Source organism: Sphingomonas sp. LH128 (assembly GCF_000293195.2).
Lineage (GTDB): Bacteria > Pseudomonadota > Alphaproteobacteria > Sphingomonadales > Sphingomonadaceae > Novosphingobium > Novosphingobium resinovorum_A.
The window spans coordinates 1-21,886 of sequence record NZ_ALVC01000176.1; the positions used below are offsets into that span (position 1 = coordinate 1).

Consider the following 21,886-nt stretch of genomic DNA (forward strand, 5'->3'; position numbering starts at 1 on the left):
TCGCCTTCCGGCGCGGCGGTGATGCCCTGTTCGGCGAGCAGTTCGGCCATGCGGTCGCCGTCATAGACGTTCATCTGGCAGCCGAAGCTCTTGACGCGGTAGGTCCGGGGAGTCGCAGTCGTTTGCATCGCGCGCCGTTAGCGCAAAAGGGTGGGTTTGGACAGGGGGACTGCCTTTTATCCTCCCTGTCGCGCAGCGATGGGGAGGTGGCAGCCCGCAGGGCTGACGGAGGGGTTCCTCCCCCCCCCCCCCCCCCCCCCCCCCCCCCCCCCCCCCCCCCCCCCCCCCCCCCCACCCCCACCCCCCCCCCCCCCCCCCCCCCCGCCACGCCCATCGGCGCAGGCGCATCGGCGGGGAGGATCGCGGCGATCTTCCCGCCCCGCACCAGCACCGAGGCTTTCGCCGTCTCGGTGCCGATAACCTCGCCGCCCTCGCGCCGGTAGCCGGTCTCCAGCGTCACGCCGCGCAGCAGGAAGCTCGCGCCCTTCGCCTCGGCGCCCTTCGCCCCGGCCGGCTTCATTTTCGCCGCCAGTGCCGGAGCCGCGACCCCGGCCGCCCCCGCCACCAGGGCGGCGGCAAGGATACCCCGGCGGGAAAGCTGCATGTCATTGCGATCCATCATCGTCGTCCCTTCCCTAAGCCTTAGAACTTGAACCGCGCGCCGATCTTCATCTGCCAGACCGACTGCGTGTTGAAGCTGGTCGCCGCGCGGCCGACGAAGCTGTCGTACTGGTAGAAGTTGCCCTGCGTCGGGCAAGCCCCGGCGATCTGGCAATTGCGCGCCACCACGTTCGCCGAGACATAGGGCGACGGGATCTGCTGCAGCACGCCCCACTTGCGGTTGATGAGATTGCCCAGGTTCTCGACGTCGAGATAGATCTCCGCCTTCGCCCCGTCGGGGAAGAAGCCCGGAATCTCCTGGCTGATCCGCATGTCGATCGTCGTCAGCGCCGGCGCGGTGAAGGCGTTGCGCGGCGCGATCTTGCCCGCATACTTGAGCAGCCCGTTCTGCTTCAGGAAAGCATTGAACGCAGCGATGTCAAAGCCCGGCGCATACGTCACGATCGCATCGCTGCCCGCCGTCACCTGCCCGCCGCTCGTCTGCGGCACATAGAGCAGCTGGCGGTTGCGCGTCGCCAGCGCGCCGTTCTCGCCCACCAGCATGTCGGCCGCCATGTTGGCGTTGGCGCCCACATCGAAAGTATAGCTGAACACCTGCCCCGAGCGCCTCTGCCCGAACAGCGTCAGGCGCGTGCGGTTGTCGCCGAAGAAGGCATGCGAATAGCTGACCGACAGCTTCGACAGATGGCGGAACTCATAGTTCGAGGTCGCCAGCGCCGGATCGTTCGGGTCCGAAGTCGCCACCCCGCTGTAGTTCGACGCAGCCACCGTGGTGATACCGGGATTGACGTCCTTCGAACGGATGTAGGTGTGCGAGAACATCGCCTCCAGCCCGTCCAGCGGCCCTTCACGCCAGGTCTTCGCCAGCGCCAGACCTAGCTGGTTGGCATAGCCCTGCTTGGTGTTGGTCACGAGAATATCGTTACGGTTCTCGCGCCCCGGCAGATACGTCGGTCGCCCGTCCGGCGCATCCGGCCCGCGATTGGCGCCTGCGTACAATTCGTACCACGCCACCGCGTTCTGCACTTCGGAGTGGATGAACTCACCCGCCACGCGCCAGCCGTTGCCGAACGCGCCCAGATCGAACTCCTTCTGCGCCCCGATCGACATCTTCCACGTCGACTGCGGCTTGAAGTTCTTGTCCAGCGCATTGATGAGCCCCTGCCCGCGCGCCGCGCTGGCGGTATTGGCCGCCTGCAGCGCCGGGTTGACGTTGAACCCGTCCACGTTGCTCAGCCCCGCAAGGCACGCCGCGCTCGCCGTGGCACTCCGGCTGCAGGTTACGTTGCCCAACATCTGCCCGGTGTTGTAGAAGGTGTTCGCCGTCCACACCGTGGGCGAGCCGCCGCCGAACAGGCCGACGCCGCCATAGACCGTCAGCGTCGGGTCGGGCTTCCAGTTGAACCCGAAACGCGGCTGCAGCAGGTGCTTGCCGTCGAGGTTCTCGGTATTGGAAATCCCGTAGCGCGCCATCACCACCGGGTTTTCGTCCGGCCGGTCGGACTGCTCGAAGAAGTCGTAACGCAGGCCCGCCTTGATCGTCAGTTCGGGCAGCACCGCCCATTCGTCCTGCAGGTAGAGCGTGTTGGTCGTGGTGTGCAGCGTGAAGCCCGCATCCGCCTTCTGGTTGCTGCCCGCATTGGCATAGCTGACCGAGGAGGCATTGCCCGCGCGCAGATCGTCCAGCGAGTTAAACACGTAGGAGCCGTTGGCGTTCTGCACGAACAGATCCCAGATCTTCAGCGCCTCGCGCTCGTACCCGGCGGTGATGCGGTGCGATCCGGCGGTATAGGTCGCCTTGGCGCGGTACTGCTGCAGATAGGTCGTCAGCTCATTCGCCTGATACGAGGCATTGGTGCCCGCATAGACGCTCGGGCCGGTCGTCGTCCCGTTCAGGTATACGCGGAACTGCGCGAAATCGTTGCCCGCCAGCGGGAAGCCCGGGTTGTCCATCTTCTTGTAGGACGCGCTGATTTCGGTGCTGAAATTGTCGGTCCAGTCGGAGAACACCTGCGCCTTGTAGACGTCGAGGTTGTTCTGCCGCTCCACCCACTGCGACAGCAGCCCCAGCGACGTGCTCGACCCGGTCAGCGTGTTGCCGTTGGCCGAGATCGAGGAGCCGCGCGTGCGCTGGTACGAAACCGTGGCGCGGTGGCCCGGCGCGATGTTCCAGTCCAGCTTGCCGAAGAACTTCTCGTCGCGCGAAGGCAGCTTGGTCGCCTCGTAGCCGAGCGGGTCGTAGCCGTAGCGGTCCTTCAGGATCTGGCGCACTTCGTTGGCCTGTGCCACGCTGACGCCGGGCACCTGATTGGCGAAGTCCGAACCCGAAGGGCCGACCAGCGACGGCTCCGAACGCTCGAACTTCTCGTAGTTCAGCGTGAAGAACAGCGTGTCCTTGATGATCGGGCCAGTCAGCGTCGCGCCGAAGGTCTTTTCGGAGAACTTACCGGTCAGGCGGCGGTCCTGCTTCGATCCGTCCTGGAAATCGGTGTAGCCGAAGCGGCCGCCCTGCAGCGCATCGCCGGTATATTCGTAGAAGACCTGACCGTGGAAGCTGTTGCCGCCCGACTTGGTGGTGGCATTCAGGGTGCAACCGCCGAACGCGCCGTAGTTCACGTCATAAGGCGCCAGTTCCACGCCCAGCGTCTCGACCACGTCGATCGAGATCGGCGAGCGCTGCGTGGGATAGCCGTTGGCCTGCAACCCGAAATCGTCGTTCTGGCGCACCCCGTCGATGGTCAGCGAATTGGTGCGGTTGTTGGCGCCGCCGCAAACCAGCGCATCGCTGTTGCTGGGATCGACCGCCACGAAGGGGTTCATCCGCGCCAGATCCTTGAGATCGCGGCTGATCGACGGCGCGGCCTCGATCTTCTGCGCGGAGAAGTTGGAGCTGGGTCCGGTCTTCAGGTCCCCGCCCTCGAACGATTTGCCGCTGACGACGATCTCGGTGACTTCGCCCAGCGCGAAGTTGAGCTGGAAGGCGTCGCCGGTGTTGATCGCGGGTACGTCCAACGACTTGGTGCCCAGCTCCGGCGACGTCGCGGTGACGTGGTACGGCCCGCCGGGGCGCAGGTTGCGCACGGCATAGACGCCGTCGGCGCTGGTGGTGGCGGTGGTCGTCGTGCCCGAGGGAACGTGGACCACGGTGACCGGCACGCCGCCGACGGGATTGCCGTCGGGATCGGTCAGGCGGCCGTTGATCGCGCCTGTAATGATCTGCGCGTGGATCGCGGTCGGCACCGCAAGCGCGATCCCCATCGCACCCAGAGAAAGACCGAGAGAAAATCTGGCAGTCAGCTTCGCGTTACGCATGATCGTCACCCCCATGGCTGTGTCGAGATCACGACCGGAATGCGGTGCGGCGGGCTCTTGCCCTTGCCGCACCCGGCGACCCGATCGCTCGTTGCGACTCATGTCATAAGGCGATTTTCGTCGATGATCCAAGATTAAATCGTCAACGATCTAACAATTTTTCGCGAACGTTGATTTTCTGCGAGTTTCTGTTGCGATGCAGCAACGGCAAAGCCGCCGGTGCCGAAATCACAAGGCGATTTTTGGGTTCCGTGGAATCGAATCGTTCACGATCAAGCGGCTGGCTTAGGGTCTATCTGCCACCATCAGGCCGCCCTTCCGGAGCGCGCTTGCGCACTTCCGGGTGCCGCCAGAACCCCCGCTAGACCCCCGCTAGACCCCCGCTAGGTGCCATTGAGTGCCGCCTGGGTGCCGCTTGAGTGCCCATCGAGGCGCCGTGAAGAGAATGGTTCACGCAGAGGCGCAGAGGTGCCGATTGGCGCCGCAGGCTCTTTCCTCATTTCAGCGTCGAGGAAAACGCACCGTGAAATTGAAAGCGGGGCCTCCGCGTCTCTGCGTGCCCGATCTTCCTGTTTGCTTCGAACCGCCCGAACGCCCGATCAGATCCGATCGATGGCGGTTTCCCGCGCCTCGCCCTGCAAGGCAAAGCGGTCCCGCGTGCGGGTGTAGAAGCTGGCGCCGAAGCGGCCGACCGGGAAATAGTCCTTCAGGTTCACCCGCCAGAGTTCGGTATCGACCAGTCCCTCACGCGCATGCAGGTGCAGGATTTTCCCTAGGAAGATATACCGGCTCTCAGTCTCGATCGTCTCCCACAGCCGGCATTCGAAGGCGATCGGCGCCTCGACGATACGCGGCGGCAGGACGCCGGTGGACGGCACCGAATGGAAGCCGACAAGGTCCAGCTCGCTCTGCTCGGGCGGCAGCGAAGTGCCGCAATCGTGCATCTGCGCGGCAATCTCCTCGTCCGCCATGTGGACGACGAATTCCTGCGATTCCAGAATGTTGGCAGCGGTATCCTTGAGCGCGCCGTCCTGCAGCCGGTTGATCGATATCATCACCAACGGCGGGTCTTCGCCCAGCATCGCGAACATGCTGAAGGGCGCGGCATTGACCACGCCGCCCGGATTGACGGTGGTGACCAGCGCGATCGGCCGCGGCACGATCAGGCTCGCCATCAGCTTGTAGCGCTGATAGGCGCCGATCGCATCGAAATCGACGTGCGTGGCGGGCGGGGGCGTACTCATCCCAGGTTCAACATCTGGGCAAGGCTCTGCGTCGAAGACCCGCGATCGAGGCTGATATTGTCCTCCAGCGCGCGCAAATGGCGACCCATCTCTGCCCGGGCCGAGGCGACGTCGCCCTTCTCCATGTAGTCGACGATGCGCCCATGCTCGGCGTGCTCGCAGGCGGCATTCCCGGTCGGCTGGTACAGCGCGACGATCAGCGAGCACCGCGTCATCAACTCGGTCAGGTAGGCGGTCAGGATCGGGTTCCCCGCCACCGCCGCGATGCGCAAGTGGAACTCGCGCGCACACGCCGCCCAGGCGGGCTGATAGGGATTGTGCGTAACCTCGTGCTCATGCGCCAGCAGTTTGCGCAAGTCGGCAAGATCCTTCGCCGTATGCCGCCGCGCCGCGATCTCGACGATGGAGACTTCCAGTGCGCGCCGCGCTTCGAAGATCTGCCGCGTCTCCTCAGGTGTAGGCGCGGCGATGACGGCGCCCTTGTTGGGCCTTAGCTCAACGATACGCTCATGCTCAAGCCTTTGTAAAACCTTGCGAATAACCGCCCGCGAAACCCCGAACAACTCACAGAGCGCCGGCTCCGGCAGTTTGGTCCCGGGCGTCAGCCGCTGGTTGAGCACGCTGTCGAACACGGTCTGGTAGATATGCTGCTCCACATCCCCGCCATGGCTCACTGCCGGCGCGACCAGATCAGGCGCAGCCTCTGCCTTGCGCGCACGGCGGCCGGCTGCAGCCTTGGGAGAAACGGCACTGGCACCTTCGTCCGACATGTCGACACTCTGCTTCATGATCCAAAACCGCCTTTCACCACGCAGCCGCAACACCGCGACAACGCCCCACCCCTCACCGACACTCCACTCTCAAAACACACGATGGATGCGCCGGATTCGCTTTGCACCAGAATCAACGATTATGGCAAGTACAATCATGGACGATTTGATATATAAATCGTTGACGATTTTTGTGTTGAATTGTTGCGCAAGAATGATAGCCAGATTGCGAACCTCAATGAAGGCGGACCATGGCGATTCTCGTTCCCAGGCGTACCATCCTCGCCGGCATGATTGGCGGCGCGGCGACGGCTCTCTCCGGATGCGCGCGTAGCAGCGACCGGATCGGTGTCGGCCTGATCACCGCCCTCACCGCCCAGTCGGCCAAGTCCGGCGAAGCGATCTCGCGAGGGCTGAGCATTGCCATCGACGAGATCAATGCAGGCGGCGGCTTGCTTGGCCGCAAGCTCGAACTCATCCGCCGCGACGACGAGAGCAATCCCGGCAAGGGCGTGATCGCCGCGCGCGAATTGCTGTACAAGGAAGGCGTGGCGGTTCTGTTCGGTGGGCTGGATACGCCAGTGGCCCGCGCGATCGTGCCGATCGCCACCGCCGCGCGCGTGCCCTTCGTAGTGCCTTGGGCGGCAGGAACGGTGATCACGCATAACGGCACCGATCCCAATTACGTGTTCCGCGTCTCGGCCGTGGACGAACTGGTCGACAAGGCGATGGTCGCTTTCGCACAGCGCAATTACGGCATGCGCAAGCCGGGCCTGATCCTGCTGAACAATCCATGGGGACAGTCCAACGAAAAAGGCTTGAAAGCCGCCCTCGCCGCCGCTGCGCTGCCTTTGGCGGGCTCGGAGAAGTTCGAGCACTCGGACGTCGATGTCACGCCGCAACTGGGCCGGTTGCGCGCTGCCGGAGCGGATTGCCTGCTGATGGTGGCGACGGTCGGTCCGTCGGCGCAGGTCGTGAAGTCGCTGGACCAGATGGGCTGGGACGTGCCGATCGTCTCTCACTGGGGACCTGCAGGGGGGCGCTTTTCCGAGCTGGCAGGCCCTCACGCGAACAGGGTGAAATTCGTGCAGACATACAGCTTTTTCGGCGCGGACACCCCGGTGAAGACCCGCGTTCTTGCCGCGCTCGAGGCGAAGTACCCGGACATCAGGGGGCCGCAGGACGTGACCCCCGCCGTCGGTGTCGCCAATGCCTATGATGCCATGCATCTGGCCGCTCTGGCCATCCGCACCGCAGGATCGCTGGACGGCGAAGCGGTGCGGCGCGGCTTCACCCGGATTGGGCGCTATGAGGGCTTGATCAAGACCTATGACGCACCGTTCGCACATGGTCAGGACGCCCTGGACGAGCGCGATTACGTCTGGGCCGAATTCGATCAGGGCCGCATCGTGCCGCTGCCGTCGAAGGCTGCCTGAGGACATGGACATCCTGCCCGCCCTCCTCACCGGCCTTGCGCTCGGTTCGATCTACGGACTGATCGCCTTGGGCTTCCACATCACCGCGTCGGTCTGCGGTGCCGTCAATTTCGCGCAAGGCTCCAGCGCGATGCTGGGCGCGGTGCTGCTCTGGATGATGACTGAGGCCGGATGGCCGGTGCCCATCGCGGTAGGCGTGACGATCCTTGCCTGCGGCATCTACGGCCTGGTCGTGGAGCGCGCGGCGATCCGTCCGTTCCTGGGCCGCAAGTCCGACGCCTGGTTGATGGCGACGGTGGCGCTCGGCCTCGTCTGCGACAACGGGATGATGCTGGTGTTCGGCGCGGAGCCGCGATCGCTCGTCTCGCCGCTGGCGCAGACTTCGTTGCGGGTTGGCGGCATGGATCTCGGCATCTATCCGTTGCATCTGCTGATCCCGGTGGTGATGCTGGCGCTGGCGGCGGGCATAGACCTGTTCCGCCGCCGCACCCTGCACGGCACCGCCATGCTGGCCGTGGCCCAGAACCGCGATGCCGCCGCGATAATGGGCATTCCCGTAGGCCGGGTGATCGCCGCCGCCTTTGCGCTTTCCTCTGCCCTTGCGGGCATCGCCGGCATGCTGGTGGCGCCGCTCACCCATGTCGAAAGCGGCATGGGCGTGGTGCTGGGCCTCAAGGCTTTCGCCGTCGCCATTCTGGGCGGGCTCGGCAGCGCCTGGGGCATCGTTGCCGCCGCCCTGCTATTCGGGCTGGTGGAGGCGCTCGTCACGCTCGGGGTCGGCTCGGGCTATACCCAGATCGTGACCTTCATGCTGGTCATCATCGTCCTTGCCGTGCGCCCCGACGGGCTGCTTGGCCGAGCAAAGGTGCGCAAGGTATGACCGCTCTCTCCGTTAATCCCGCCCTCCATCGGAAAGCGGCGCTCTCGCTCTGGGGCCTATGCCTGCTGGGCGGCGTGGCCGGGGCATTGCTGCTCAATGGCTATTATGCTTTCGTCATCGGCCAGATCGCGCTCCTGGCCATTGCCGGTATCGGGCTGAACGTGCTGATCGGCCTGAGCGGCCAGTTCAGTTTCGGCCACGCCGCTTTCTACGCGATCAGCGCTTATGCCGTGGCGATCTGCACGTCGCACGGCTGGTTGCCGTTCTGGCTGGCCTGGCCGCTCGGCGTCGTGGTCGCGATCGGCGTGGGCGGCCTGCTGGCTCTGCCTGCACTGCGCGTCAAAGGCCCGTATCTGGCCATGGTGACCATCGCCTTCGGTCTGGTGGTCGAACAGACGTTGGTTGAAGCCGAAGGCCTGACCGGCGGCCAGAGCGGCATCCTGCAGATACCGCCCCTCTCGCTGGCGGGGATCGTGCTGGGCGACCGGGCGATGGCGATCGCGGCGATCATCGTCGCAGCGCTGGTGATGACGGCCTATCATGTGCTGTCCGCCAACGGCTGGGGACAGGCCATGCGCGCCGTGCGGGATTCGGAGAATGCCGCTGCGTCCATTGGCATATCCCCCACGCGCACGCGCATCGTCGCCTTCATGGTATCCGCCGGGTGCTGCGCGCTGGCGGGCGGCCTTTCCGCACCGCTCAACAGTTTCGTGACGCCGCAGTCCTTCGGCCTCAACTTCTCGATCCTGCTGGTGCTGACGGTGGTGATCGGGGGCACCGGATCGCGCCCCGGACCGGTGCTGGGCGCGATCGTCATAGGCCTGCTGCCCGAACTGCTCTCTTCCTTCGAAGCGTACCGCGTCCTTGCCTACGCCGCGCTGGTGCTGATCGTGCTATGGCTGGCCCCCGGCGGCATCGCCGGGATGCTGCGCCTGCCAGCGACCCCGACCGGCGACCGCGCCGACGAGGCCGCCACCATCGCCGCTCTGCTGCCTGCTCGCCCGCGCGCCGCCCTTTCGGCACAGGGGCTGGGGATCAGTTTCGGCGGCGTGCGGGCGATCACCGACCTCGATATCGCCATCCCTGCAGCGACCGTGACGGCGCTGATAGGCCCCAACGGCGCCGGAAAATCGACCGTCATCAACATCCTGAGCGGATTTTACCGCTCGGACACCGGCGAACGCAGGATTGCAGACACTTTGCTCGCGCCCGGCAGACCCTGGCTGTCCGCAAGGGCGGGCGTGGCCCGCACTTACCAGACCTCGGCCCTGTTCGACAGCATGAGCGTGGAAGACAACGTCCTGCTCGCCATGCGCAAGGGCCGCCTTGGCGCGCTGCACGGCAAGGCGCTCGACCGGACCGGCACGGATGTGCGGCATGCGCGCGCCCTGCTGCTGGCCTGCGGCTTCGAGGGCGCACCATCGACGATCGCGGGTGTGCTGGCGCATGTCGACCGGCGACTTGTCGAGATCGCCCGCGCGCTGGCGACCGATCCCGACACCCTGTTGCTCGACGAACCCGCCGCCGGACTCTCGCAAGCGGAAAAACGCGTGCTGGGCGACCTACTGCGCCAGATCGCCGCAGCCGGGATCGGCGTCGGGCTGGTCGAGCACGACATGGCGCTGGTGATGAGCGTGTCGGATCAGGTTGCCGTGCTGCGCACCGGCGCATTGATCGCACAAGGCACACCGGCCGAGATCCAGGCCGACCCTCTCGTGCGCGAAGCCTATCTGGGCGAAAGACGGATCGGCGGACAGGCCCCGGCCGTTCCCAAAGGCGGAGAGCCCTGCCTTGGCGCCTACGCGATCCACGCGGGTTATGGCGCAGTCGATGTGCTGCACGGCATCGACATCGAAGTCCGCCCCGGCGAAGCCGTCGCCCTGCTGGGCGCGAACGGCGCGGGCAAATCCACGCTGATGCGCATCCTTTCCGGACTGATGGCGCCGCGTTCGGGCCATCTCCGGCTCGAAGGCACGCAGATCGGTGCGCAGGACAGCCGCGCCCGCGTACGCCAGGGGCTGGTACTGGTTCCGGAAGGACGGCAGGTTTTCCCCGAACTGTCGGTCCACGACAACCTGCGGCTCGGCGGCTATACCCGCCGTGAGAATGCGGCGGCACGCATGTCGGCGATACTGGAGCGCTTTCCCCCTCTTGCCACCATGCTGGACCGGCAGGCCGGGCTGCTGTCGGGCGGAGAACAGCAAATGCTGGCCATCGGCCGCGCCCTGATGGCCCAGCCGCGCCTGCTCCTGCTCGACGAACCTTCGCTGGGGCTGTCGCCGCAGATGACGTCGGACTTGTTCGAACAGCTTCGGCAGCTTCGCGACGAAGGCATGGCGATAATGATCGTCGATCAGATGGCCGATCTGGCGCTCAACCTGTCCAGCCGCGCCTATGTGCTGCGCGGCGGCCATGTCGCAGCGGCGGGAGCATCGGCGCAGATCGCCGCGGACGACAGCCTCGATAACCTGTACTTCGGCGGCTGAACCGAGCTCCGGACGGACACGGCTGGCTCCATGGTGACCGACCTGCCAGCTCGGCGGCAAATGCATCCGGAAAATAGAAGCTGCCCACGCAGATCAAAAGGTCGCGACGACCGGGACACCGATCGCCGCGACCGCTGCCGTTTGACAGGGGGTTAGCATTGCTGACCCGTCGGCAGCACCCCCAATCTGGGTCGCCGACGCGATCGTACCAATCCGGATTAAACGGATATGACGACTCACCATCGGCCGACTTGCAAAGGATTTGATTGGAACATATAAGGAACATATGTCTCGTTCCTCCATCATGGACCGTCTCGAAATTCTTGCCGATGCCGCCAAGTATGATGCCTCCTGCGCGTCGTCCGGTACCGCGAAAAGAAACAGTCGTGACGGACGCGGGCTGGGCTCGACGGAGGGCATGGGCATTTGCCATGCCTATGCCCCGGACGGGCGGTGCATTTCGCTGCTGAAGTTGCTGCTGACGAACCACTGCATCTTCGATTGCCATTACTGCATCAACCGCAAGAGCTCGAACGTGCGCCGCGCGCGTTTCACGCCGCAGGAAGTGGTAGATCTCACGCTTTCGTTTTATCGCCGCAACTATATCGAGGGGCTGTTTCTCTCCTCCGGGATCGTGAAGTCTTCCAGCCATACGATGGAACAATTGATAGAGGTCGCACGTATCCTGCGGGAAGAGCACGATTTTCGTGGATACATCCATTTAAAGACAATTCCGGAGGCGGACCCCGAACTGGTGGCGCAGGCGGGACTGTGGGCGGACCGGGTCTCGATCAACGTCGAACTGCCTACCGATGCGGGATTGTCTCGCCTTGCGCCGGACAAGAACGCGGCCACCATAGAAGGTGCCATGGGCAGGCTTTCGGGCGCGATAACCGAGGCGCATGATGCTCGAAAGCGTTTTCGCAAAGCGCCCATATTTGCCCCCGCCGGGCAATCGACCCAGATGATCGTCGGCGCGGACGGCGCCAGCGATGCCCAGATCGTGGGAAAGGCCAGTACGCTCTACGACCGCTTTGCCCTCAAGCGCGTGTACTATTCCGCCTTCAGTCCGATCCCCGAGGCCAGCGCCGTATTGCCTCTGAGGCGCCCGCCGCTGATGCGGGAGCATCGGCTCTATCAGTCCGACTGGTTGATGCGCTTTTACGGTTTCGCGCCGCAGGACGTGCAACAGGCGACCGAGGATGACGGCATGCTGCCGCTCGACATCGACCCCAAGCTCGCCTGGGCGCTCAAGTTCCGGGACCGGTTCCCGGTCGATCTGAACCGCGCCCCGCGTGAAGCGATGTTGCGGGTGCCGGGGCTTGGCGTGAAGGCGGTCGATGCGATCCTCGCCGCGCGGCGGCATCGATCGATCCGGCTGGAGGATCTCGCGCGGCTCAGCATCTCGGTGAAGAAGCTGCGGCCTTTCATCGTCACCGACGACTGGCGCCCCACCCTGCTCCTCGACCGCGCGGACCTGCGAGCGCGCCTTGCTCCACCGGCGCAGCAGATGGAATTGTTCGCATGATCGCCGCGGCCATCGGGCAGCCCGACGACTTCGAGGCCTGGCGCGACGAGGCCCGGCGGCTGGTCGCGCGCGGCATAGCGCCCGAGGCGACGGCCTGGGGCGATGCGGACGGTTCGGCGGATCTTTTCGCCGCACCGTCGTCGCCCCAGTCTACGGAACCCTTGCGTCAGGTGCGGGCGAGCCGGGCTTTTCTCGACCTTGCCGGAAGCGTCGTCCTGCACTGCGACGCCGCGCGGCTGGGGCTGCTCTATCGCGTGCTCTGGCGGCTGCAGGACCGGCCTCGCCTGCTCGAGGATGCCGCCGATCGCGACGTCGCAGCGCTGGAGCGCATGGCGAAGCAGGTCCGGCGGGACATTCACAAGATGCGCGCTTTCGTCCGTTTCCGCAGCGTGGCCGACGAAGACGGGATCGAACGCTTCGTCGCCTGGTTCGAGCCCGAACACCGGATCGAGCGCGCCAACGCCGACTTCTTCGTCAACCGCTTCGCCAGCCAGCGCTGGTCGATCCTGACGCCCCGCCTTTCCCTGCACTGGGACGGGGAAGTATTGCTGGAAGGCCCGCCCGCATCGCGTGCGGACGCGCCGGCTGAAGACGCGACCGAGGACCTGTGGCTCGGCTACTATCGCTCGATCTTCAATCCGGCGCGGCTCAAGGTCGGCATGATGCTCAAGGAGATGCCGCGCCGGTACTGGAAGAACCTGCCCGAAGCTCGCCAGATTCCCGATCTCATCGCGGGGGCGCACAAGCGCGAGGCTGCGATGATCGCCAGCGGTGCCGATCTTTTCGAGCAGGAAGCCGCGCCCTTCAGCCTGCAGGCCATCGCCGAAGGTATCGTACAATGCCGCCGCTGTCCGATCGGGTGCAACGGCACGCGCGCCGTCATGGGCGAAGGGCCGCAGACCGCCGACCTCATGATCGTCGGCGAACAGCCCGGCGATACCGAGGAGCGCGAAAATCGCCCCTTCATCGGGCCAGCCGGGCAATTGCTCGACCGCGCGCTCGGCGAGGCAGGCGTGGACCGGACGGCGGCTTACGTCACCAACGCGGTCAAGCACTTCAAGTTCGCCCCGCGCGGCAAGCGGCGATTGCACCAGGCCCCTACGGCGGGCGAGATAGATATGTGCCGCTGGTGGCTCGACAACGAACGCGCGCTGGTAAAGCCGAAAGTCGTGCTGGCCCTTGGCGCGAGCAGCGCGCGCGGCTTGCTGGGGCGCACCCCGGCGATCGGACGCGAACGTGGCCGGGCACTTTACCTGCCCGACGGCACACGTGTCTGGCTCACCGCGCACCCCAGTTACCTGCTTCGTCTCGACGGTGAGAGCCGGGAGCGCGAACAGGGGCGCTTCGCTGAAGATCTTGCCGGTCTCGCGCAGTTGCTTGCGGCGAGTGGAGTCGGCTGAGTGCAACTCCGAAGGCCTCCGCGCGTTCAACAGGACGGCAAACATTGAAGGGGAATGGTCATGGCCAGCGAATGCACTGCCTACCGCGATACCAAGGGCGGACTCCACAGCAGCCCTGAGCGCGCGACGCTCGAAGACCTTGCCGGCGTATTGGGCCGGGTCGGGGACGAAGGCGGGATGACTTCGGGTGTGGCCCGCATGATCTTCGACAAGCGCAGCGAAATCGAACGGATCTTCGCCGAACATGACCACATGCTGGAAGCAGCTCCCCCGGCAGCGATCGAGCCGGGGCATCATATTCGCGCAGTGAACTGAAATTCTCTCGACCTGATCTTTCCTCGTCCCGGCACCGCGGTCGATGTCGGGACGACGGTACTTCCCCGAAGGCGTGCGAACGTCTATCAGGCTGCCCGACCAAGAGTAGCCCCAGACTTCGCGCCCCTTCTTCGTGACCGCAGAAACTTCCCCCACAGCCGGCCTTGAAGCGGCTTTTCTCGAACATCGGGAGAAGCTGCTGCGTTTTATGCGCGCGCGCGGCGCGGGGGATGCGGCTGAGGACCTCGTTCAGGAGGTCTGGCTCAAGATCGGCGCCAGCCGTCCCGGTCCGGTTGCATCACCGCTGTCCTATCTGTTCCGCACCGCCGACCTGCTGATGATCGACCGTTTCCGTTCGACCCGGCAGGCGGACGCGCGCGCTCGCGACTGGACCGAGGTGAATGCGGGCGATCCGCCGGGCGTTTCCGCCGAGCCTTCCGCCGAACGCCGCCTCGCCGCCGCGCAGGAAGCCGCCAGCGTTCTTGCCCTGCTTGACGGCCTGGGCGCGCGGGTGGCGACGATCTTCCGCCGCCACCGCATAGAAGGCACGCCGCAGAAAGTCGTGGCGAGCGAAATGGGCCTGAGCCTCAGCACCGTCGAAAGCGACCTGCGCGTCGCCTACCGGGCGCTCGCGGAATGGAAGGAACGCTCGAAATGAAGCCTGCGATGAGGCTGCAGCCGATCGGCTCCGTCATCGCCGGTGAAGGAGCGCCCGATGGCGAACGACATGGCGAATAAAGATGTGATCCGGGACGAAGCGCTCGGCTGGGCTGTGCGAGCCGGTGACCCCGCGTTCACCGACTGGGAAACGTTCACCCTCTGGCTGGAGGCCGATCCGGCGCACGCGCGCGCCTATGACGACATCGCGGCCTCGGTGGCCGATGCAGCCGAACTCGTCGCCGCCTCCGCTCCGGCCAACGACGACGCCTCGTCCGCCGAACCGCCGCGCCGCCGCCGTCCCTGGCTGGCAAGCGCGATCGCCGCGAGCCTCGCCGTCGTGGCCGGGTTCTGGGCCTTCCAGGGCCAGCAGCGCGATCTCTACACCGTCGAGACGACACTGGGCGAGACCCGCCGGGTCACGCTCGACGCCGATACCCGCATCGAACTCGCGGGCGGCACCGCCGTCCAGTTCGACCGCAAGGACAAGCGTTATGCCCGGCTCGAACACGGGCAGGCGCTGTTCACCGTGCGCCACGATGCCGCGCACCCCTTCGAGGTCGCCGTGGGCGAAGAACGGCTGGTCGATATCGGCACCGTCTTCGACGTGCGCCGCGATGCACAGGGGCTGAGTGTCGCGGTCTCCGAAGGCGCCGTGCAGTTCGATCCGGATGGCGCCGACGTGCGCGTATCGCCCGGCGAAGTCCTGCGCCGCCCGGCTGGGACGAGTGAATACACACTTGCCCGCCTTCCCGTCGAGCAAGTCGGCGAATGGCGCGAGGGTCGGTTGACCTTCGAAGGTGCCACGCTGGATGACGTCGCCGCGCAGCTCAAGCGAGCCACCGGCATCGAGTATGTCGCGGCATCCGGCGGGTCGGGCGCGGTTTCCGGCTCGATCCTGGTGGCGCCGCTGCGCAAGGATCCGGGCTCCATAGGGCCGCTGCTGGGACTGTCGGTACGGTCCGAAAACGGACGCTGGGTGATCGGCTCGCACTGAGGCGATGCGCGGCGCCATCTGTATCGTGGCGGCCGCAATGGCCATGCCCGCTACCGCCTTCGCGCAGGAGATGGCGGTCGATACGCGCGCCGGATCGGCAGGACAGGTCGCGATCGATCTGGCCCGCCAGACCCGCTCCAGCATCGTCGTGTCCGATCCCTCAGTGGCATCCCGCATGGTCCCCGCGATGCGCGGACGGATGGGTGCGGCCGAGGCGGTGCGCCTGCTCGCGCGCAAGGCGGGCGGCCGGGCCATCGCCGTCGCGCCCGGCGCCTGGCGCATCGAGGCAAGCGCCGCGGCAAGAACAACCGTCCGGGGTTCTTCCCCTCCCCCCGCAGCAGCGCCGGTTGCTGTCGAGACCGAAGCGGCCGATCCTATCGTGGTGGTGGCCTCCAAGCGCGACCTCACCCTCGGACAACTGCCCGGACAGGTGACCATCCTCGACGGGGAATCGCTGGAGGCAGGGGGTATCGGCGGCACCGAGAAGATCACCCAGCGCGTCGCCACCGTCACATCCACGCACCTTGGCAGCGGGCGCAACAAGCTGTTCATCCGGGGCATCGCCGATTCCAGTTTCACCGGGCCGACGCAGGCGACGGTGGGGCAGTACCTTGGCGACCTCAGGCTCAGCTACAATGCGCCGGACCCGGACTTGCGCCTCTCCGACATGGCGCGGGTGGAAGTGCTGGAGGGGCCGCAGGGCACGCTCTACGGTGCCGGATCTCTGGGCGGCATCATCCGCCTCGTGCCCAATTCCCCGGTTGTCGGCGAGACCGAAGGCGCGATTTCGGTCGGCGGATCGCTGACCCAGAGCGGCGCGCCTGGCGGCGATGCCGCGGCGATGGTCAACCTGCCGCTCGGCAACTCGGTGGCCCTGCGCGCCAACTTCGACGCGGCGACGCTGGGCGGCTATATCGACAAGCCGCTGCTCGGCCGCAAGGACGTCAACCGTACGCGCATCCTCGGCGGCCGCGCCGGGCTTCGCGCGGAGGTCGCGCCAGACTGGACGGTCGATCTGATCGGCCTCGGCCAGTCCACGGATGCGCGCGACAGCCAGTATGCGGGACGCAATGCCCGCCCGCCGCTGACCAGTGGTGCGCAAGTGCGCGAGGGTTCGGACGCCGACTACCTGATGGGCCAGCTGGTGATCTCCGGCCGCATCGGCGAGGTGCGCGTGCGCTCGACCACCGGGGCGGTGCGCCAGCATCTGGAAGAGCGCTACGACGCCACGGTCGATCCGGACGCGCCGCGCCTGTTCTCGCAAGGGAACCGCACGCGCATGATCGCGCACGAGACGCGGATCTGGCAGCCCGAGACGCATGGCTTCGGGTGGCTGGTCGGCGCCAGCTATACCCACAACCGCACGGTGCTCACGCGCAGTTTCGAGAACTTCGTGACGACCACCGCCGCCACCGGCGTGCGCAACACCATCGACGAGTTCACGCTCTACGCCGAAGCCAGCCTGCGCATCCGTCCCGGTCTTACCGCCACCGCAGGCGGGCGCCTGACCCATTCGCGGCTCGGCGGATCGGGCGAGGATATCCTGCCAGCGGTGTCGTTCGCGATGGCGCAGGCCCGTGCACAGGTCACGGCGGACCGGACGACCACCACAGTGCTGCCCTCGCTGGCGCTCAACGCCGAAGTGATGGCGGCCACTAACCTCTACATGCGCTATCAGGAGGGCTTCCGTCCCGGCGGCTTCGCCATCGAGAGCGACTTCGTGCGCCGCTTCCAGAGCGACCGGACGCGCACGTTCGAATTCGGGGTGAAGCACGGCCAGCCCGGCGTCAGCCCCTTCGATCTTTCCGCCAGCGTCTCCTACACCCGCTGGCAGGACATCCAGGCCGACTTCATCGACAACTCGGGCCTGCCGAGTACAGCCAATATCGGCGACGGCCGTGTATGGTCGGCCAGCGTGACGGGCGGCGTCGAGCTGTTGCAAGGCCTGAGGCTCGAGGCCGGCGCGACGTGGAACCAGAGCAAGGTCGATCAGCCGCCCGTAGAACTGCTCGGGCTTGTCGCGCGGTCGATGGCGGCCAGCAACTTGTCTCCGACCAGCCTGCTCGACGCGACGCTTGCCCGGTCGATGCAGGTGCCGAACATCGCGCAGTTCTCCGGCCGGATGAGCCTCGGCTGGAACCGCGAGATCGGCGAAAATCTGCGGCTGACCGCCAATGGCTGGGCCAGCTATGTCGGCAAGTCGCGCCTCGGTATCGGCCCGGAACTGGGTGATCCGCAGGGGGATTACCTCGACAGTGGTGCTGACCTGCGGGTCGGGACCGAGCGTTACGGTGTGACGCTGACGCTCAGCAACATCACGAATTCGCGCGGTAATCGCTTCTCACTCGGGACGCCGTTCGGGACCGGGCGGGACCAGACGACGCCGCTGCGGCCGCGTACGGTTCGGGTCGGGCTGGACGCGCGGTTTTAGGAAAGAAGGAAGGCCCACCCCCCGGCCCCTCCCGCAAGCGGGAGGGGGGAAAGACGGGTTCACCCTCCCGCTTGCGGGAGGGTCGGAAGGCTTGGCGATTTATCGCCTAGCCGGAGGGGGTGGGCGAGAGCGCAGCGCCTCGATCTCCATGCGGATCACGGTAAGCACCCCGTCAAGCTGACCGAACACCGCTTCGTTGGAAAAGCGCAGCACCCGATAGCCCTGCTCCGCCATCCACCGATCCCGCGCAGCATCGTAGTCCAAGCGAAGCCCGTGAGAGTACCCATCAAGCTCCACAACAAGCGATAACTCACGACACAGAAAGTCGGCGAAGTATGGCCCCACCGGCATCTGCCTGCTGAATTTTGCGCCCAGCGCCGAGCGGGAAATATATCGCCACAACCGCCACTCTGCTGCGGTAGCCTGTCCGCGTAGCAAACGCGCTCTGCCCGTATCCCGAAGTCCAACCCCCGCCATCCGCCGAATTTCGCGCCGAAACCCAACGGCACGAAATGAAATGTCGGCAAGCCGGAACTTTTTTCCAAGGCTGCCTCCCGGCGCCTCCGTCTCAAGGGTCAGACTACAGACCTTAAAGGGACGAAGATGCCTTCCCAGCTTACCGCCAGGACCCTGCTTGCCACCACCGCCGTGCTCGCCTTCGCGACCGCCGCGCATGCCGAAGACGTCAAGACCAAGCTCACCGCCCCCATCCGCACCTCGACCATCAAGAGCGGCGCGGCGGATGCCATCAACATCACCGCCGAAGGCTCGGTCGTCCTGACCTCTGGCACCGCAGTCACGCAGGACAGCAACCACGCGGTCACCAACGCGGGCAACATCACCATCACCAATGCCGACGGCGCAGTCGGCATCAATTCGGTCGCAGGCGCCAGCGGTGACATCACCAACACCGGCACGATCACCGTCGATGAAACCTACACGCCGACCGACACCGACAAGGACGGCGACCTCGACGGTCCCTTCGCGCTGGGATCGAACCGCGTCGGCATCCGCACCCAGGGCGACCACACCGGCAAGCTCACCCAGAACGGCAAGATCGTTGTCGAGGGCAACGATTCGGCGGGTATCCAGCTTGGCGGCAAGCTGACCGGCACCTTCACACATGATGGCTCCACCACCATCGTCGGCGACCGCACCATCGGCGTTTCGGCGCAGGGTATCGACGGCAACGTGCGCCTTGCGGGCACCGTCTCGGCGCAGGGCAAGGACGCGATCGGCGCGCGCTTCGCAGGCGACGTCAACGGCGCGATGGTCGTGCAGGGCACGGTAGCCGCCACCGGCTATCGCTACACCACCCCGCCCGCAGATCCGTCGAAGCTCGACGCCGACGACCTGCTGCAGGGCGGCTCGGCGCTGATCGTCGAGGGCAACGTGACCGGCGGGATCATCCTCGCCGCCGCGCCTAAGGCCGACCCCGCGAAGCCGGACTCCGATGGCGACGGCATCGACGACAGCAAGGAAGGCACCGCCAAGGTCGTCTCCTACGGCAGCGCCGCCGCCATGCAGGTGGGCGCGACCGATCACGCCGTCACCATCGGCCCTGTCGCCAATACCGGCAGCAAATTCGGGCTGATCATCGAAGGGTCGGTCGAGGGCCAGGGCCTCTACTCCGGCGTGGCCGCCAACGGCCTCGTCATCGGCGGACGCGGCGGCGCGGTGACGATTGCCAACGGCATCGGCGTCTCCGGCTCGGTCGTCGCCAATGCCAACGGTGCCAGCGCCACGGCCCTTCGCATCGGCGCCGGCGCGACGACGCCGCTGCTGCAGAACACCGGCAACATCGCCGCAGCATCGGGCAATGCCGACAATGCGCTGGCGACTGCCGTGCGCGTCGACGCGGGCGGCAACCTGCCGACCATCCGCAACAGCGGCACGATCAAGGCGGTCGCGGGCGAAAAGGGCTCGGCCACGGCCATCGTCGACGCCAGCGGCACCCTGAACCTGATCGAGAACGCAGGCACCATCTCGGCCACCGGCGCCAAGGACGGCGCGCGCAACATCGCCATCGACTTGCGCGCCGCGACCGGCGACGTCACCGTCAAACAGACGCAGGTGGCGTCCGGCGTGACCGCGCCCGCCATCGTCGGCGACGTGTGGTTCGCGGGCGGCAACGATACGCTCGACCTTGCCGACGGCACTCTCACCGGCAACGTCGCCTTCGGTGCGGGCAACAATACGCTGAACCTCTCGGGCGACGCGGTGCAGACTGGCAACGTGACCTTCGGAGCGGGCACCGACACCGTCTCGCTGGCGGGCACCAGCGGTTTCAACGGCGCGATGGACTTCGGCGGCGGCGCGGACGTGCTGAACATCTCGGGCACGGCGTACTTCTCCGGCTCCTTTACCAATTCCTCGCAGCTGGCGGTCAAGGTGTCGGGCGGTCTGCTCGACGTCAGGAAGCCCGCCTCGATGGCCTCGCTCGACGTAGGCAGCACCGGCATGGTCCTCGTCACGCTCGACAAGACGGCGGGTGCCGGTTCGTCCTACACCGTATCGGGTAACGCCACCTTCGCGGAAGGCTCCAAGCTGGCTATCCGCCTGGCCGACGTCTCGACCGCCGAGGGCTCCTACCAGGTCCTGACCGCAGGCAGCCTGACCGGCCGCGACAAGCTGGCCACCAACACCGACCTCGTTCCCTTCATGTTCAAGGCGGAACTGGACAAGGACGCGGCGGCCAACACCATCGTCGTCGACGTCTCGCGCCGCACGGTCAGCGAACTTGGCCTCAACCGCTCGGGCGCGGCCGCTTATGACGCGGTGTTCAAGCAGCTGGCCAAGGACGACAAGATCGAGCAGGTCTTCCTCGGCCTGACCAACGGCGATGCTTTCCGTTCGGCCGTGGGCCAGATGCTGCCCGACCACGCGGGCGGCGGCTTCGAGGGCATCAGCCTGGGCACCCGCGCCCTCGCCCGCCAGATGCAGGACCCGCAGGGACCGATCACCGCGAGCGGCCGCTTCTCCACCACGCTCAACATGGCGATATGGGGCAGCGACCGGAAGGCCGGCAACACCGCCGCCTACAAGCTGAATGGCTATGCATGGTCGGCGACCGCCGAGTACCGCACCGGCCTCGGCAAGTTCGGCGGCACCGTCGCCTACCTCAACAACAACCACAAGAACGGCGCACTGACCGACGTGAACTCGGACGCATTCGAACTGGCGGCGCACTGGCGCGCCAAGTTCGGCCCGGTCAGCGCCTTTGCACGCGGCTCGGTCGGCACGGCCAAGTTCGACGGCGAGCGCAACTTCTACGGCGCCATCGGTTCGGAAACCGTGCGCCGCACCATGGACGCCAAGTGGGACGGCAAGTTCGTCACTTTCGCGGGCGGCGCGGCGATCGAGGGCGGCTCGCAGTTCTTCTTCTTCCGTCCGGGCGTGACGGTCGACTACGTCCGCCTGAAGGAAGACGGCTACTCCGAGACCGGCGGCGAGAAGCTGAACCTCACCGTCGCCTCGCGCACCAGCGACGAACTGGCGGTGAACCCGAGCATGACCGTGGGCATCGACTTCCTCGGCATGAAGGCACGGGACGAGAACTGGTTCCGCATGGAAACCGAGGGCGGCTGGCGCGAGATCGTCAATGGCGGCATCGGCTCGACCACCGCGCACTTCGAGGGCGGGGACAACTTCACGCTGGAAGGCGACGGCGCGACGAGCGGCTGGTTCGCGCGCCTGCGTGCGATCGGCGGCTCCTCGGGCTTCACGATGGGCGGCGAACTCTCGGCCGAGGATCGCCACGGCCGGGTCGATCTCGCGCTGCGCGGCTCCGTGACCATTGGCTGGTAAGG

The 21,886-nt window shown here is 66.3% G+C and carries 15 protein-coding genes; 10 read left to right on the forward strand and 5 right to left on the reverse strand.

All coding sequences use genetic code 11. From position 1 onward, the window contains the following. From LH128_RS35030 to LH128_RS14900, 4 genes are all read right to left on the reverse strand, one after another. A partial coding sequence (locus LH128_RS35030) for a (dimethylallyl)adenosine tRNA methylthiotransferase (protein ID WP_008828850.1) occupies positions 1-128 on the reverse strand: 128 nt, incomplete at its 3' end. Between the two features lie 514 nt (positions 129-642). Then, complete coding sequence (locus LH128_RS14890) at positions 643-4,035, reverse strand: TonB-dependent receptor (RefSeq protein ID WP_327195172.1); 3,393 nt, start codon at positions 4,033-4,035, stop codon at positions 643-645. 497 nt (positions 4,036-4,532) lie between these two features. After that, complete coding sequence (locus LH128_RS14895; RefSeq protein ID WP_008830476.1) at positions 4,533-5,177, reverse strand: flavin reductase family protein; 645 nt, start codon at positions 5,175-5,177, stop codon at positions 4,533-4,535. After that, positions 5,174-5,965, reverse strand: a complete 792-nt coding sequence (locus tag LH128_RS14900) for a GntR family transcriptional regulator (protein WP_008830477.1) — start codon at positions 5,963-5,965, stop codon at positions 5,174-5,176. Before LH128_RS14900 ends, LH128_RS14895 begins: the two co-directional genes overlap by 4 nt. A 233-nt stretch (positions 5,966-6,198) precedes the next feature. Between LH128_RS14900 and LH128_RS14905 the strand changes: the two genes are divergently transcribed. From LH128_RS14905 to LH128_RS14945, 9 genes are all read left to right on the forward strand, one after another. Continuing rightward, positions 6,199-7,383 carry an ABC transporter substrate-binding protein gene (locus tag LH128_RS14905; RefSeq protein WP_008830478.1) on the forward strand — a complete coding sequence of 395 codons (1,185 nt, stop codon included), beginning with the start codon at positions 6,199-6,201 and terminating at the stop codon, positions 7,381-7,383. Between the two features lie 4 nt (positions 7,384-7,387). Next, the gene (locus LH128_RS14910) at positions 7,388-8,263 is read left to right on the forward strand and encodes a branched-chain amino acid ABC transporter permease (protein WP_008830479.1); all 876 of its coding nucleotides are present in this window, start codon (positions 7,388-7,390) and stop codon (positions 8,261-8,263) included. Then, the gene (locus tag LH128_RS14915) at positions 8,260-10,749 is read left to right on the forward strand and encodes an ATP-binding cassette domain-containing protein (protein ID WP_008830480.1); all 2,490 of its coding nucleotides are present in this window, start codon (positions 8,260-8,262) and stop codon (positions 10,747-10,749) included. Before LH128_RS14910 ends, LH128_RS14915 begins: the two co-directional genes overlap by 4 nt. Before the next feature lie 286 nt (positions 10,750-11,035). After that, positions 11,036-12,277, forward strand: coding sequence for a putative DNA modification/repair radical SAM protein (locus LH128_RS14920; protein ID WP_036524284.1), 1,242 nt, complete (start codon positions 11,036-11,038; stop codon positions 12,275-12,277). Continuing rightward, positions 12,274-13,677, forward strand: coding sequence for a UdgX family uracil-DNA binding protein (locus LH128_RS14925; protein ID WP_008830482.1), 1,404 nt, complete (start codon positions 12,274-12,276; stop codon positions 13,675-13,677). Before LH128_RS14920 ends, LH128_RS14925 begins: the two co-directional genes overlap by 4 nt. Positions 13,678-13,737: 60 nt before the next feature. Continuing rightward, the gene (locus tag LH128_RS14930) at positions 13,738-13,992 is read left to right on the forward strand and encodes a hypothetical protein (protein ID WP_036524835.1); all 255 of its coding nucleotides are present in this window, start codon (positions 13,738-13,740) and stop codon (positions 13,990-13,992) included. A 133-nt stretch (positions 13,993-14,125) separates the two neighbouring features. Next, complete coding sequence (locus tag LH128_RS14935) at positions 14,126-14,650, forward strand: RNA polymerase sigma factor (protein WP_036524282.1); 525 nt, start codon at positions 14,126-14,128, stop codon at positions 14,648-14,650. 69 nt (positions 14,651-14,719) lie between these two features. Next, complete coding sequence (locus LH128_RS14940) at positions 14,720-15,646, forward strand: FecR family protein (protein WP_008830485.1); 927 nt, start codon at positions 14,720-14,722, stop codon at positions 15,644-15,646. 4 nt (positions 15,647-15,650) lie between these two features. Then, positions 15,651-18,077: a TonB-dependent receptor gene (locus LH128_RS14945; RefSeq protein ID WP_008830486.1), complete on the forward strand. Its 2,427-nt coding sequence runs from the start codon at positions 15,651-15,653 to the stop codon at positions 18,075-18,077. 99 nt (positions 18,078-18,176) lie between these two features. Here LH128_RS14945 and LH128_RS14950 read toward each other — a convergent pair whose 3' ends face one another. Further along, positions 18,177-18,752 carry an endonuclease domain-containing protein gene (locus tag LH128_RS14950; RefSeq protein ID WP_327195173.1) on the reverse strand — a complete coding sequence of 192 codons (576 nt, stop codon included), beginning with the start codon at positions 18,750-18,752 and terminating at the stop codon, positions 18,177-18,179. On the opposite strand from LH128_RS14950, the gene LH128_RS14955 reads away from it, so the two are divergent. Further along, a complete protein-coding gene (locus LH128_RS14955) occupies positions 18,681-21,884 on the forward strand; it encodes an autotransporter outer membrane beta-barrel domain-containing protein (protein WP_008830488.1) in 3,204 nt (1,067 codons plus the stop codon). The two genes, LH128_RS14950 and LH128_RS14955, sit on opposite strands and share 72 nt — an antisense overlap. Positions 21,885-21,886: the final 2 nt, after the last annotated feature.